At 54.1% G+C, this 14,553-nt stretch carries 14 protein-coding genes; 9 read left to right on the forward strand and 5 right to left on the reverse strand.

Going from position 1 to position 14,553, the window contains the following annotated elements; genetic code table 11:
• The first annotated feature begins 19 nt into the window (after positions 1-19).
• Positions 20-598, forward strand: coding sequence for a LexA family protein (locus tag FNL37_RS04085; RefSeq protein WP_013442831.1), 579 nt, complete (start codon positions 20-22; stop codon positions 596-598).
• Between the two features lie 296 nt (positions 599-894).
• On the opposite strand, the gene FNL37_RS04090 is transcribed toward FNL37_RS04085, so the two are convergent.
• The gene (locus FNL37_RS04090; protein ID WP_159355219.1) at positions 895-1,812 is read right to left on the reverse strand and encodes a LysR family transcriptional regulator; all 918 of its coding nucleotides are present in this window, start codon (positions 1,810-1,812) and stop codon (positions 895-897) included.
• A 110-nt stretch (positions 1,813-1,922) separates the two neighbouring features.
• Between FNL37_RS04090 and FNL37_RS04095 the strand changes: the two genes are divergently transcribed.
• From FNL37_RS04095 to FNL37_RS04130, 8 genes are all read left to right on the forward strand, one after another.
• Positions 1,923-2,525, forward strand: coding sequence for an FMN-dependent NADH-azoreductase (locus FNL37_RS04095; protein WP_159355220.1), 603 nt, complete (start codon positions 1,923-1,925; stop codon positions 2,523-2,525).
• Positions 2,526-2,558: 33 nt separating this feature from the next.
• Complete coding sequence (locus tag FNL37_RS04100) at positions 2,559-3,440, forward strand: pirin family protein (protein WP_159355221.1); 882 nt, start codon at positions 2,559-2,561, stop codon at positions 3,438-3,440.
• 118 nt (positions 3,441-3,558) lie between these two features.
• Positions 3,559-3,957 (forward strand): DoxX family protein, encoded by a 399-nt coding sequence (locus FNL37_RS04105; RefSeq protein ID WP_159355222.1) that lies wholly within the window; start codon positions 3,559-3,561, stop codon positions 3,955-3,957.
• Between the two features lie 130 nt (positions 3,958-4,087).
• Entirely contained in the window at positions 4,088-6,973 is a 2,886-nt protein-coding gene (locus FNL37_RS04110; protein WP_244948196.1) for a type VI secretion system Vgr family protein, read from the forward strand.
• A complete protein-coding gene (locus FNL37_RS04115) occupies positions 6,970-8,718 on the forward strand; it encodes a lysozyme family protein (protein WP_159355223.1) in 1,749 nt (582 codons plus the stop codon). Before FNL37_RS04110 ends, FNL37_RS04115 begins: the two co-directional genes overlap by 4 nt.
• A gap of 1 nt (position 8,719) precedes the next feature.
• A complete protein-coding gene (locus FNL37_RS04120; RefSeq protein ID WP_159355224.1) occupies positions 8,720-9,295 on the forward strand; it encodes a hypothetical protein in 576 nt (191 codons plus the stop codon).
• 71 nt (positions 9,296-9,366) lie between these two features.
• Positions 9,367-10,530 (forward strand): N-acetylmuramidase family protein, encoded by a 1,164-nt coding sequence (locus FNL37_RS04125; RefSeq protein WP_159355225.1) that lies wholly within the window; start codon positions 9,367-9,369, stop codon positions 10,528-10,530.
• Positions 10,517-11,287: a hypothetical protein gene (locus FNL37_RS04130; protein ID WP_159355226.1), complete on the forward strand. Its 771-nt coding sequence runs from the start codon at positions 10,517-10,519 to the stop codon at positions 11,285-11,287. The genes FNL37_RS04125 and FNL37_RS04130 overlap by 14 nt, the downstream gene beginning before the upstream one ends.
• A gap of 140 nt (positions 11,288-11,427) precedes the next feature.
• Here the strand turns inward: FNL37_RS04130 and FNL37_RS04140 are convergent, their stop codons facing one another.
• From FNL37_RS04140 to FNL37_RS04155, 4 genes are all read right to left on the reverse strand, one after another.
• Positions 11,428-13,068, reverse strand: coding sequence for a phosphoethanolamine transferase (locus tag FNL37_RS04140; protein WP_159355227.1), 1,641 nt, complete (start codon positions 13,066-13,068; stop codon positions 11,428-11,430).
• A gap of 248 nt (positions 13,069-13,316) precedes the next feature.
• The gene (locus FNL37_RS04145) at positions 13,317-13,871 is read right to left on the reverse strand and encodes a thermonuclease family protein (RefSeq protein ID WP_159355228.1); all 555 of its coding nucleotides are present in this window, start codon (positions 13,869-13,871) and stop codon (positions 13,317-13,319) included.
• Positions 13,871-14,266 carry a GNAT family N-acetyltransferase gene (locus FNL37_RS04150; protein ID WP_159355229.1) on the reverse strand — a complete coding sequence of 132 codons (396 nt, stop codon included), beginning with the start codon at positions 14,264-14,266 and terminating at the stop codon, positions 13,871-13,873. Before FNL37_RS04150 ends, FNL37_RS04145 begins: the two co-directional genes overlap by 1 nt.
• Before the next feature lie 11 nt (positions 14,267-14,277).
• Entirely contained in the window at positions 14,278-14,547 is a 270-nt protein-coding gene (locus FNL37_RS04155) for a hypothetical protein (RefSeq protein WP_015830684.1), read from the reverse strand.
• Positions 14,548-14,553 lie beyond the last annotated feature (6 nt).

Consider the following 14,553-nt stretch of genomic DNA (forward strand, 5'->3'; position numbering starts at 1 on the left):
GTACATTATGGTAACGCGTATGGGAAACGACATTGACTACCTGGGGCGCATCCAGGACTACTACGCCGAGCATAAAACGCTGCCATCCTATTCGGTGATTGCGGATATGCTTGGTTTCAAATCCAAAAACGCGGTGACAGCGCTGGTTGCCCGCTTCAAGCTGCAAGGCTTTCTTGATGCGACGGCCGACCGGCGGCTCAAGCCCGGCAAGCGCTTTTTCGAGCGCATCTTGGCTGAGAGTACCGTGCAAGCCGGTTTCCCTTCCGCCGCCAGTGGCGATCGCCACGACACCCTCAGCATCGATGACTATCTGATCGAGCGCCCCTCACAAACCGTGCTGATTACGGTCAAGGGCGACTCCATGATCGATGCAGGCATCGTGCCGGATGACGTGGTGATCGTGGAAAAGCGGCAGGTGGCTAATGTGGGTGATATCGTGGTGGCCATTGTGGACAACGAATTTACCCTCAAAACCCTGGGGCGCGAAAAAGGCCAGTTTGTATTGCTGCCCGCCAATAAAGCGTATCCGGTGATTCGCCCGCAAGGCAATCTGGAGATCTTTGGCGTTGTCGTAGGCCAGTTCCGTAAATACGATTAAAGCGGCGCTCCGAGTTGTATTCCGGCGCTATCAAAGCGCCGATTCAAAAAGCCTGGTCAGACCTGACCAGGCTTTTTTGTTGCTTGGCGCCATGCATAACACCTGATGGGAAGCGGCATTGAGGCCATTGCCTGCCTGCTGGCTACTCCACAATTTCTGTGGATAACTACGCGGATGAATACTGGATAGTGTGCTTAAGTGTCTGGGCGGGCATGGGTATCTCCAGAGTGCTCGAAACGCATGCGTTTGCACGATTCACCCCATCAGGCGCCTGGGGGCGGCTTCTCCATTTCACGTTACCGTTTGTGCTTTTCGCAGTCCGCCTCGGCAAAGCGTGCCATGAGCGCATCCAGAAAAACACGGGTGCGAGCTGGCATCAGTCGTCGGCCAGGAAAAACGGCCCATGCCGTGACACTGGGCAAATGCCAGTCCTCAAGGATACGTACCAGCTCACCTGCCTTGACGTAAGGCTCGGCAAACGGCTCACCCAGCATGGCAATGCCCAGGCCCGAAATCGCCATGCGTACCAGAATGGCTGGCGAATTGGCGGATACTTTGCCAATAGGCGTGCCTTGCCATTGGGCTTGGTCACGTTTGAGTTGCCATAGCATGGGTTCGCCGCGTCGGGTGAGTAGATGCAGCGCATCATGTTCCATCAGCGCTTCTGGTTCGTGCGGTGTGCCGCGTTTTTTGAGATAAGCCGGTGCGGCATAGAGCCCGGTTTCAAAGGTGGCGATGCGCCGTGCCGCAAGCGATGTGTCGTCTGGCAGATCGCCCATGCGAATCGCCAGGTCAAAGTTTTCGCCGATCAGATCCACCCGCCGTGGCGAGATATCCATCTCCAGAGAAATCGCCGGATAGCGCATGGCAAACTCGGCAAGCAAGGCTTGCAGGATATCGATCCCAAAATCGCCCGGCATCGACAGTCGCAGGCGACCGCTAGGCTCTACTTGCCGGTGTTGCGTCAATGCCAGCGTGGCTTCTACCTCCGCCGTTACCTGATGCGCATGCGCCAACACGGCATTGCCAAAGTCGGTCACCGTCAGCTTGCGCGTGGTTCTCAGCAGCAGGCGCTCGCCCAGTTGCGTCTCCAGGGCCGCCATGCGGCGCGAGAGGGTAGATTTCGGAATATGCAGCCGGTCCGCCGCGCGGCTGAAGCTTCCTTCATCCACTACACGGGCAAACAAGAGCAAGTCATTGGCTTCCAGCTTCATTTTATATTTCCATTGATGGAACAATAATATCCATTTTAACGACTTAATCAATTATTTGGGAATATGTAAAGTGTCTCCATCGTCATTTCAACTTAAGCAAGGAGATCATCATGAACATTCTGCAAGTGAATTCCAGCGCCCGTACGGTCGGCTCCCACTCCACGCATCTGGCTAATGCCCTGGTGGAGCGCCTGCTTGCCCAGCATGCCGATGCCACATTGACGGTGCGCGACCTGGGCCGCAACCCACATCCAAACCTGGACGAAAAAGCCCTGCAGGCCTTATTTACGCCAGCTGACCAGCGCAATGCCGAGCAGGCTGCGCGTGTCGCGCTGGATGATGTGCTGATTAGCGAAATTCAGGCTGCCGATGTCGTAGTCTTGGGCGTACCCATGTATAACCTGGGGGTGTCTGTGCAACTCAAGAACTGGATTGATGCCATCTCGCGTGCACAGGTAACGTTTCAATATACGGCCAACGGGCCCAAAGGCTTGCTGACCGGCAAGAAGGTATATGTGGTACTGGCACGCGGCGGCATTTATCGCAATACGCCTGCGGATACCCAAACGCCATACCTGAAAATTGTGCTGGGGTTTCTGGGCATGCATGATGTCGAGTTCATTCATGCCGAAGGCCTGGCCATGGGCCCTGACGCGGAAAAAGCCGCGCTGGATACGGCCTATCGCCAACTGGAAGAACTGGTGCCTGCCTAAGGCCTATTTAATCGTATAAAAAGGAGAGCAACCATGAGCACAAGACCTGACGTTGCATTGCAAAACGAAGTCGTGACACAGCCAAGAGCGATTGAGCAGATCGTCATCGGCCAAGCCACGTCGGATGGCGCCGGGGTCAAGCTGACACGCGTGCTGACGCAACACCTGCAACGCCGGCTTGACCCTTTCCTGATGCTGGATGCCTTTGGCACCGATCAGCCGGAAGATTACATCGGCGGCTTTCCAGATCACCCCCACCGCGGGTTCGAAACCGTGACTTACATGCTGCAAGGCCGTATGCGTCATCGCGACAGTGCTGGCAACGAAGGCCTGCTAGCCCCCGGCGGTGTGCAATGGATGACCGCTGGCAAGGGCGTAATTCACTCCGAGTTGCCCGAGCAGGAAGAAGGCGCCATGGAAGGCTTCCAGCTTTGGCTCAATCTGCCCGCCAAGGACAAAATGGTGGACCCCGCCTACCGGGATATTCAAACGGACGAGATTCCGGAGATCATCACGGCCGATGGCGTCACGGTGCGGGTGATCGCTGGCGAAAGTCACGGCGTTGCCGGTGCCATCCAGCGTGGTACCACCGAGCCGCTCTACCTGGATGTGCATTTGCCAGCAGGCACACGCTTTACCCAGCAGATACCTGCCGAGTTCAATGCCCTGGTGTATGTGTATCGCGGTGAGGCGGTCATTGGCGAACGGCAGGTGCCACAGCAGCGCATGGCGATACTCAAGACCACGAACGACAGCGATGGCGTTGTTATTGCAGCGCCAGAAGCGACGCGTCTGTTGTTGATTGCCGGTCGTCCGCTCAAGGAGCCCATCGCGCAATATGGCCCCTTCGTGATGAACACTCAGGAGCAGATTTTTGAGGCGATTCACGATTACCGCGAAGGCCGCCTGGCATAAAAAATATGCTGGGTTTATCCATCGTGTTAGCACTGCCTGACTCAGCCTCACCTGGGTGAGTCAGGCCATTTTCAGAAGCATTCGGTTTTTATTTTTTACTTTTAAAAGGAGTTTTATCATGCAAGCACTACATCGTCACGGTCCATTGATCGGCCGCATCCTCATCGCGCTGATCTTCATTCTCTCCGGCTTCTCCAAGATCGGCGGCTTTGCTGCCACCTCCGGCTACATCGCCAGCAAAGGCCTGCCGCTGCCAGATCTAGTCACCATCCTCACCATCATCATTGAACTGGGTGGCGGCTTGCTGATCGTCGTCGGCTACCGTGCACGTCTGGCCGCCGCCGCCCTGTTCCTGTTCACCCTGGCCGCCGCATTCCTGTTCCATGACTTCTGGGCAGCAAGCCCAGACATGGCGCAAAACCAGATGATCCATTTCATGAAAAACATCTCCATGGCCGGTGGCCTGCTGTTTGTGCTGGTGCATGGCAGCGGCCCGCACCGTGTAAAAGCTGACTAATCGTTTAGTCTTCAGCCAAACAAAAAGCCCGCCCATCATTGGCGGGCTTTTTTATTATCGGTGTTGAAAGGACTACGCCCGGCGTCATTTCTACCCTTAAGGGCAATTTCCTGATTTCGCAATCCTGTGCATGATCGAACCCGCCTTTAGCCACGGATTCCCTGTCATGCTGCCCTCGCTGTTATCCTCCCGTCGCCTGCTTACCCTGCAATGTCCCGCGCTCCATCAGATCCTGCCCGATGGGCTGGAGCCCGTCCGTCTTGCCGGGGGAGAGGGCATCAACACCCTGTTTGACTACCAGCTCACGGTACGTAGCCGTCTGGGGGAGGAGGTCGGCAGTGATCTCGACTTCGGTCCGCTGATGGGTCAAGTATTGACCTGCGGCATCAGCCTCGAAGGCCACGGCCAGTTCCTGCCCGGTGCGCTGGGCGATCTCGGCATGGCGAATCAGGGGGCGGGCACACGGTATGTCAGTGGACTCATCACCGACATACGCCACGCTGGCGAAGACAGCCGCCATGCGCTCTATGTCATTACGCTACGCCCCTGGCTCCACCTTGCTACGCTGACCACCGACTGCAAGGTGTTTCAGGACAAGACCGTGGTGGAGATCACCGAAGCCGTACTGGTGGACTATCCCTATGCGCTGGAGAAGCGGCTGATCGAGACCTATCCCGCCCGGGACTACAGCGTGCAATACAACGAATCCGACTTTGCCTTCCTCACCCGGTTGTGGCGGGAGTGGGGCATCAGCTTTCATTTCCGCCATGACGACGAGCGCCATACCCTGGTACTGGCCGATCACAATGGCGCCTATACGCCATTCCAGCCCGATGACCCGGCCAGTGGCTATCACACCATTGCCTATTACCCGCCAGACCATAAGACCGATGCAGAGTACCTGCACCACTTCAGCGATGCCGAGCAACTGACTTCAGGCAGCTATGCCAGCCGCGATTACGACTACACCCGTCCCAGGGCCGAACTTGCCGCCCGCAACGCCCAGCCCCGTAACACCGCCCATGTCGATAACGAGGTCTACCAATGGCGCACCGACCATGGCAGTGACTACAGCCAGCCCAATGCCGGCATGGACCGCGAAGCCAACCAGACCGAGCCGCAAGGCGAGCTCTTGGCCCGGCTGCGCATGGAAGCCCTGCGCCAGCCCGGCCACCGGGTGGCCGGCGAAGGCCATATCCGGGGTGTGGTGCCCGGCCATACCTTTACCCTCAAAGAGCACCCCAGAGCAAAGGCCAATCAGGAGTACCTGATCCTCAGCACCACCTTGTTGATTGAGAACGTGAGCGAAGAGACCGTGTCCTCTTCAGCTTCAACGGTGCGTGCCGCCATCGTAGATAGAGTGAGTGGCGCCATCGCGGGAGAACTCACCGGCACCTGGCGCATGGAAACCCACTTCAGCGGCCAGCCCACCCGCGAAGTGCTGCGCCCCGATGTGCTGCTGCCGCATGCGCCCGGCCACAAGCCACGTACCCATGGCCCGGAGACCGCCCTCGTCACCGGCCCCACCGGCGACACCGCCGAGAGCAACCTCTACACCGACCAGTATGGCCGCATCAAGGTGCAGTTCCCCTGGGACCGCTATGGGCTGAAGAACCAGCACAGCAGTTGCTGGGTACGGGTATCGCAAGCCTGGGCAGGCAACCAGCTGGGCGCCATGCACCTGCCACGCATAGGCGAAGAAGTGCTGATTGACTTCCTCGGCGGGGATCCGGATTTACCCGTATGTACCGGCCGTCTCTACAACCAGCTCAACCTGCCGCCGTGGCAGCTCCCGGCTCAGCAGGCCTTGAGCGGCATCCGCTCGCGCGAGCTCATCCCTGGTGGGGGCAATGGGGCGGCTGGCCGCAGCAATCATCTCATCCTGGATGACACCGATGGCAAGATCCAGCTGCAGCTCAAGAGCGACCATGACAGCTCTTCCTTAAGCCTGGGGCATATCACCCGTATCGACGGCAATGCCGGACGACTGGACTACCGCGGTGAAGGCCTGGAACTCCGCACCGATGGGCATGGGGCGATCCGCGCCAGACAAGGGCTTATCCTCACCACCGAAGCGAGAAGAGAAGCGCAGAACCACCTGACCGACCTCAGCGAGACCACGGCAAGACTAGCACAGGCACAAGCCCAGCATGCCGACCTGGGCCAGCTCGCCAGCCAGCACCAGGCGCAGGACAACGACGACCAGCGCAAGGTGAGCGAGCGACTGCAGGGGCAGAATGACGGTATTACCGGCAACAATACCAGCAATACCAGCAATACAAACACCACCGACACCGCCTTCCCCGAACTGCAGCAACCGCACCTCGTGTTGGCGAGCCCATCCGGCATTGCCAGCACCACCCCGGGCAGCACCCATCAGCACAGCGGCGAAGACCATGCCATTACCACGGGCAGCAATGTCAGTTTGAGTGCGAATCGCAGTTTGATTGGCAGCTTTAAAGAGGCGATCAAATTATTTGCCTACAACGGCGGGCTACGCCTGATTGCCGCAGGCATGAATATCGAATTCAAAGCCCTGCAACGCAATATCCGGCTTTTTTCCAAACTCAACATCACCTACCACGCCAACCGCATCCACCTCACCGCCGACAAAGAGATCGTCATCAACGGCGGTGGCAGCAGCACGCACTGGACTGCAGCCAGTATTGAGAGCGCCACCCTGGGCAAATGGTCTGTGTATTCCGCATCGCAAAGCATGCCACAGGCCAAGAGCCAGCCGGTCAGCATGCCCACGTTGCCGAATATTCATCCGGATGGGCCGTATAGCCAGAGTATGAATGTGACTTCTTTGCTATCAACTGCCAGTGAAAACATGGTGCTGTATGACGACGCCACTACCAGATTCAAAAATGCTACAGGTCAACTTGTTGCCGATGGCAATACAGATGAAGAGGGCGCCAGCGTGGATGTATTCCGCGATCAGGAAATCAAGCTTGAAAGTTATGTCGGTCACGGCACATGGTGCCTGATCTTGGAAGGGAGCCAGCCTAAATGAGTGAAGCAGAAATGGAGATGGAAAATCAGGAGCAAGGGCGGGAGGACGTGGCAAGCTGCACTTTCAAGCTCAACTTTCTGGATTTTATTGGCGAGCCAATAGAGGGATTAAGCTGCAAAGTAACCTTCACGGCGGAAGATGGGCAGCAACAAGTGACGGAAGCGTCCACCGATGCTGAGGGAAATCTTGCCCCCATAGAAAACCTTCCCTTCGGCAGTACCGCATTGATAGAAGTCAAGAACGACGCAGGTCAATATCGCACAGTCGGTGAAGCCGTGTTGAATACAGCTTTAGTGACAGCGACTGCCATTAGCCCTAAAGTCAAAATATCCTTGCCGCCGATGATGTTACGAGAGGGGGAGCCCGGCACGATAGAAGATGAAATACCCGATATCGTTTGCGATCCAGACATCATCAGCATAGAACCCAATCAGATATATGTAGCGCCACCCGCACCGCCGGGCAAAGAGCCAGCCAAGCCCCGTGAGCGCAAGCTCAGTCAAAACCTCGGTACCTCTGCCAAACCCATTATCAAGCAGGGCCGCGATAAAACCGGCAAACCTTTAGCAGTCGTGTTGCACAACAAAGGAGACTGGTACGAAAAAGCCGGGGCAGGCGTGCGCGCCGGTATTCATTGGTTATGGAGTTGGGCCGATTTCACCCCGGAACGTAAAGGCAAGCCAACACGCGCTGGTCTGGTATTGAAAAATCCCCCACCGGCTCCAGCAGCGGTTAAAGAGCTGATAGATATCGCTACCGAAAACACCAACATCATCATCACAGACAGCGCCACTACCGTGCTGGCAAACATGACAAAAGGCAAGTTTGACCGAAGTAAATATGCTAGAAAGCCAGCAACTACCAGCAAAGGCTTCTGCGCTCGTTACGTCAATATCGCGCTCAAGCAAGCGCAGATTATCAATGGCCATATGAATCTGCCTTATGCTTCTGTGGCTGGGCCACAATTGGTGGAGCTAGGCTTCCGTGATGTAACTGACACCCTTCCTGACCCTCGCTGGGCAGCGGCAGGCGACGTTATTGTGTATCAATGGAACGAAGCTGCTTGGAAGCAAAGAAAGGACAAATACCAAAATCCGAAATTACCTAATTTCGGGCATATCGACATACGTTCTTATGATGATTACATCAGTGACTACACTCCAAGAAATAAACATCCAGAATGGAAAAATTATAGTGATATAAGAATTTATCGAAAAGTATATGATCTGATGCCCACGCTTCGTATTAAGGCATTTCTACATTGTCTCCGAGAATACGAATGTCAGGCCGAGCGAGACGATGCTAAGCGCTACCAGATGTTGAATACGCCACTCCCCAATGGTAACAAGCGCTTTAATGATTTTTCTAAACACCCTTGGGATGGGCTCCCCATTAAAAGCTCAGGGGCTGCTGGAGCTTATCAAATCATTCCTAAAACTTGGAATGCAATTCTTTTTGATCCACAAACCATTCGTATTGTCCCCAAATCGGGTGAGTTGCTTTTCGATCAAAAAATGCAAGACCGTATTGCTGTCGCTATCTTAGAGAGCAGGAAGGCGCTTGCTAGTATTCGGACCGGTGACATTGAAAAGGCGATTCAGCTTTTGCAAACAGAGTGGACTAGCTTGCCTGGAGCTAAAGAGAATGTTAGACGCAAAACAGTAGATGGAAAACCTATGGATATGGATTATTTTAGTTCTCTATTTAATAGCTACTTAAATGAAGAAATGAAAAAGGATGCTTGATATGAGAAATATAAGTGTTTTAATTGGCTTGGTGATTTCTATATTTTCTGGAATATCATTGAATGCTAACTCGGAAAGTTTTAATGAAGATCAGCAGTCAGCAAGAGCGTTAATTGTAAAACTATACTCAACAGATACTGATAAGTTAATTAACGCTAATTTTGGAGGGAAATATATTCCTACAAAACATTGTCAGCTGGTAGGTGAGTTCTTGGCGAAAGAGATTATTTTAAAAGATAATCAAGGGTTTTGTTTAACTCCAGAAATTTATCCAACGGCTGGGCCAGAAGACTATTCCAAGGAAACATCATTTAATCCCTTACCTAAGCCGATTATTAAAATGCCAGTTGTCAAAGATAATCTTGCAGAGGTGTTGGTTCTCTTCAAACATGATCCAAGTCGGGTACGTTTTTATCTGAAAAATACACCAGATGGCTGGCGTATTTATAAGTCGCGCTCAGATACTAGTGCGGACATTCCTGAAAATACTAAAAATCCAGATGACATGCGAGCTTTGGTATTCACATATTTCCCCCCTAGCGCGGATGAAATCGAGCGAGTAAAACATCCTAAATAATCTTTACCACAGAATGCTGATTACGCTTTTGTCCAATGATAACAAGCGCTTTAGTGATTTTCCAACCCCCCTTGAAATTGCATAGCGCCCTTCGTTATCCCATCGAGGGGCTGACATGCCATCTTAAATTCGACGACAAAGTTATCGTTGCCAAGACGGACGCTCGTGGCATGCTGCCTAAAATAATCACGGCAAACATCGTGTCTGCTGTTGAGGTCTGGGTTGAAAACAAGGCCAGCGCATTAAAAAAAATAGGCAGCACCGTCTCGGGGCTTGGGCATCAGTGGTTTACGCTGATTTCGCCCGGTATCAAGTTAATGGCCGAACTGGCCGCCCATGATGAGGGGCAAGCGCAGAAAAAGATCACCCCCGCCAATAGTCCGCAAAAACTGCATCATGGAAAAGCCGAAGGGCAAGCCATCCAACCCGGGCACCCTGTTAAAAAGCGCAAGAGCCAAGCACACAATACCGAAGTGCTAGAGATGGAAGTCCCTCAAGGCCTGATCGACCTGTTTAAACACTATCGGGATGAGCCTGTAACGGAAAAAAACTGGCAAGACGAAGCCGATACTCTGTTATGCGATCCCAAAGTGCTAAAGGCTATTCACCATGTCGAATCGAGTGGTTCAGGCTTCAGCCAGATGCAATTAAAAGATGGCACACGCCTGCCTAAAATTTTGTTTGAGCGTCATCTGTTTCATCGCCTTACCTGTGGCAATGGCCCCTTGCCCAATAGCAAAAAACACAAGCGCCATGGTATCGGTGTGCCGGGCTGCCAATCCCCGCATGATCAAGACCCCGATATTTGTTGGCCCAGCGGCTACATTCTGAGCAGAAAAAAACTGGGCGAAGAAAATGCCCGCATGCCGGATGGCGTAGTCGAGCAAAGCGACCTGTATGGAAATGAACGGGCCAACTATTTCAAATTGCTGAAAGCCTATCGACTCAACCCGGAGGCTGCCCTAAAGGCCTGCTCCTGGGGTGCATTTCAGATATTGGGGATGAATTATGAGGTTGCTGGTGAATATCGTTTTGTTGAGACATTTGTCAGAGATATGTGCACATCAGAGGCAAAGCAATTAACAATTCTCCGGCAGTTTATTGATAAAAATTCTCGCCTGCGCAAGGCGGTACAGGACAAAGACTGGGACAAAATCGCCTATCACTACAACGGCCCCAAGTATGCCGAAAATCACTATCAGATCAAACTGAAAGAAGCCTATGAAAAGCTTTAAATCTTCGCTATGTATTGTTGCTATATTGTTTTACCCCTGCTTTATTTTAGCTGATGACATCATGATCATGACACCACAAAATGAAAAGGGAGATTTTTGGGCTGGGGATAAGTCCTCTCCGAATCCTAAATACGATACCCGACTAGATATGCTGAGAGAGGAAACCGTTAAGCCGTATGTATTTAAAAACGACGCGATATTTCCAGCATTGTCCAGTGAGGTGGAACTTTGGTCCGGCGGCTCAAGTGTGCGTTTTTCTCTTAATGGGCATATGTACTCCATGTTTTCTAACACGTTCATGCATAAGTCCTGGCCCGACGAAGTCTGCTCACGGCAAAAGGGACGCGATATGGGGCTGCCGCGTTACCAATGCGCCGAAGGACAGTGGGTACACTACGACTGCCACTTTTATTTCGTCAACGACGATAGTCAGATCAAGGCGGTGCATATCGCCAAGCTCTCAATCCCTGAGTCCAGCCGCCCGCCGTTTTGCCAGACGGTATTAGGCGTAGGGGCTGCCAATAAAACAGCGCCTGCCTTGATGGTCACTGTGCAGTATTTCAATACCGAATCCCCTGTTGCCAAAACCGCCTCACAACTGGGCTCCAACTGGCTACGCAGCACGCTGCTGTTCAGGCTGCAAGAGAAAGATGGTGAGCTGGTGGTAACACAAGACGATAGTTGCCTGGGCAACCCAAACAAATTTGAGACCATCCCCGATGCGCGCAAGGCGTTTAAGCAGCGAGGGTGCAAATAGCATGGCCGGTGGCCTGCTGTTTGTGCTGCTGCATGGCAGCGGCCCGCACAGTGTAAAAGCTGACTAATCCTTTAGTCTTTCAGCCAAACAAAAAGCCCGCTCAATGAGCGGGCTTTTTCTCATCAGCACGATGCTGACTCTCACTGCATGGCCGTATGTAGCTGTAGCTGGCCTTGTTGCTGCAGCATGCTGATGACGTCGGCGTTGTGCATGAGGACGTCGTGTTTGCTGTCGCAGGTTTTGCTGTTGAGTTCATACGAGACCAGCAGGGTGCAGAAGAGGTCGTCGTGGCTGAAGGGGTGATCCTGATAGGGTTTGAGGTCGCTTAGTTTGTAGTCAAAGTGCTTGCCCATCCACACGATGGCGGGGATGTGGGTTTGCTCTTGCGGGGCGATCATGTAGGGCGCGGCGTGCAAGTAGATGCCGTGTTCGCCTAGCGATTCGCCGTGGTCGCTCACGTAAAGCATGGCGGTGGCGTGGGTTTCGTTGTATTGCTTGAGAAAATCCACCACGTGCGCCAGGAAGTAATCGGTGTAGAGAATGGCGTTGTCGTAGGCGTTATCGAGTTCTTGCTGCGTGCATTGGCTGAGTTCGTTGCTTTTGCAGGCGGGTTTGAATCGCTCAAATTCGGGCGGGTAGCGCCGGTAGTATTCGGGGCCGTGGTTGCCCATCTGGTGCAGCACGATGAGGATATCCTTGTTTTTGTGGCTGTCGATGTATTTGTCCAGCCCGCCCAGCATGCCGATGTCGCGGCACTCGGTGTCGCAGACTTTGTTCAGCGTGGGGCTTTTGAAGTTTTCGTAGGTCATGCGTGTAGCCACGCCTTTGGAGTCGGAATTGTTGTCGCGCCACAGAATCTGCACGCCATGCTCAAACAGCACATCCAGGGCGTTTTCATAATGCAGGGCTTTTTCGCGGTCAAAATCCTTGCGGCCGAGGGCTGAAAACATGCAGGGCACGGATTCGCCCGTGGAGGTGCCGCAGGAGGTGACATTGCGCAGGCTCAGCACGTCGCGCTTGGCGAGCTCGGGGTTGGTGTCACGCGGGTAGCCATTCAATGAAAAGCGATCGGCACGGGCGGTTTCGCCCACCACCAGAATAATCAGCTCATGCCGCGATGGCGTGCCTATCATCACCGCATCGGGCGCGGTGGCTGTCAGCTTGGTAATCGCGGATGACGTCAACTTTTCGCGCGCATACCCAAACAGTGAGTAGATGGGGTAAATCGGGTTGGAATAGGCGCGGGTGATTTTATGCTCACGAATAAACGAGGCGTAATGCGCGGTAAACGGCGCCACGACCAACACCATGCCAATGACGAGCAGCAGCGTGAGCGACAGCTTGGACTTGAATTCCGCCTTGAATCCCTTGCCCGCTGGCCAGTAGCGAATAATCAGCCATGCGGGCAACACGCCCAGCAACAAGGTGCGCAGCACCAGTCCCCAGCTCAGCAGCCCGGCAAACTCCTGCGTATCGGTATGAAAAATATTGTCGATCATCACCGTATCGACCACCACGCCGTAGGTATCCATGTAATACGCCGCTTGCGATGCCACCAGCACCAGCAAGGCCAGCAGCCAGCGTGCGCCACGGGTATGCGCTACCAGCAGCAGAAACAGCGCGGTGGCAAACGTGAAAAACAAACCCAGTGAGATCAGGAGCGGCACATTGCCCAGGCTGGGCGGATACACCTCCAGCAGGCGTTGAAACAGGCTGATATTGGCGGTTGCCATCAGAAACAGGGCAACCAGCAAGGTTTTACGGTTACAAGTAGAAAACATGGGACTCTTTAAACGGGTGGTGAACACCCGGCTAGCGCTGGGCTTCACTACTACGTGGCACGATTCGTACCAGTGCCGCTTTAAAGAGCAGGGTGGGGTGCCAAGATTTTATAGTTTAAAAATCAATGGCTTGATGAGGTGTGTGTGGCGGTGTTGGAAGAGGCTATCTGCTTACCCTGCAAATACCTTCACACCCTGTTTTTACAGCCTGCATATTTTGGTAAAGATGGCGGCGGAAAACCTTGGCGCTATCGGAAGCGGTGGTTATGCATCATCCATTGCTGCTTGAAGGCATCCTGCGTCTTTTGCAGGTTTTCCTGCTGGCGAAAATCCCAGGGCGCGGTGGGGTTGGCATCCGCCCACAGGCCGCGCTTTTCATCACGGGCGGCATGTTCGGCGGCGGCATAACTCACACGGTCTGCCTCGGTCTGCTCCCGGGCAAAATGCTTGTAATGCCACGCCAGGCCCAGCGTAAGCTGGCGCAGATTGCAGTCCGTGCCATCCACCCATACCTTGCCCAGCAGTCGGCCATATTGGTCGGTCTCCTGGCTCTCTATCATCGCTTCTTTGCCGCGCGCGCACTCGGCCAGCGCCTGCTTGGCCTTGTTGCCAAAGGCCTGTGCTTGCTCCGGCGCATCAATGCCCTGCAAGCGCACTTTATATTTCAGATTGTCCGAAGTTTTCACGGTGAGCGTATCGCCATCGGCGATATACACCACCTTGCCACTGACATCGGCATGCGCGGTTAGCGCCAGGCAACACAGCCATGGCAATACAAAACGGATAGGGGGAAGGGCAAACATCAGGTCAGGCGGCGAATCACGTAAGCGTTATCCGCCAGTGTAAACCCCAGCCTGGGGTAATAGTCCATCGCATCCGGTGCGGATAGCAAAATGAGCGATACCTGATCGCCTGTTTTTTCTCGCGTCAACCGCACCAGTTCCTCGCCTATGCCCTGGCGCTGATACGCCGCATCCACCGCCAGATCAGACAAATAGCAGCAATAGCTGAAATCCGTCAGCGCCCGGCTTACACCTATGAGCGTGTCGCCATCCCAGGCAGAAAACACCAGATTGGCATGCGTGAACATCGCCGCTATGCGCGCTAAGTCATCCGCTGGCCGCTTAATGCCCGACGCCTTGAATACCCGCGCCACATCGGCAGGGTTCAGCGGATGGTTTTCACGGTAGTGAATCATGTATGTTGGGTTTATTTCTGGGCCGACTGGCAAGCATGGTCATGGCAATTCTGCCCGCACACATAGTCACCGGCGGATTCGGCATTCAGCTCCTTCAGCTTGGCCAGCGAGGCTTCGCGGCAGGCTTGCAGCGAGGGGAATTGCCCCAGGGCGATGGGGTCATCCAGCTCCAGCTTGTCGGGGTACACATAGCTGTCGTAAGTATCTCCGCCACAACCGGCAACCAACGCCAGCAGGCTAGCGAGCGCCAGAAATCTCAATGCATTCTTCAAGAACATCATAGGATT

It is taken from the genome of Methylovorus glucosotrophus (genome assembly GCF_009858335.1).
GTDB lineage: Bacteria > Pseudomonadota > Gammaproteobacteria > Burkholderiales > Methylophilaceae > Methylovorus > Methylovorus glucosotrophus.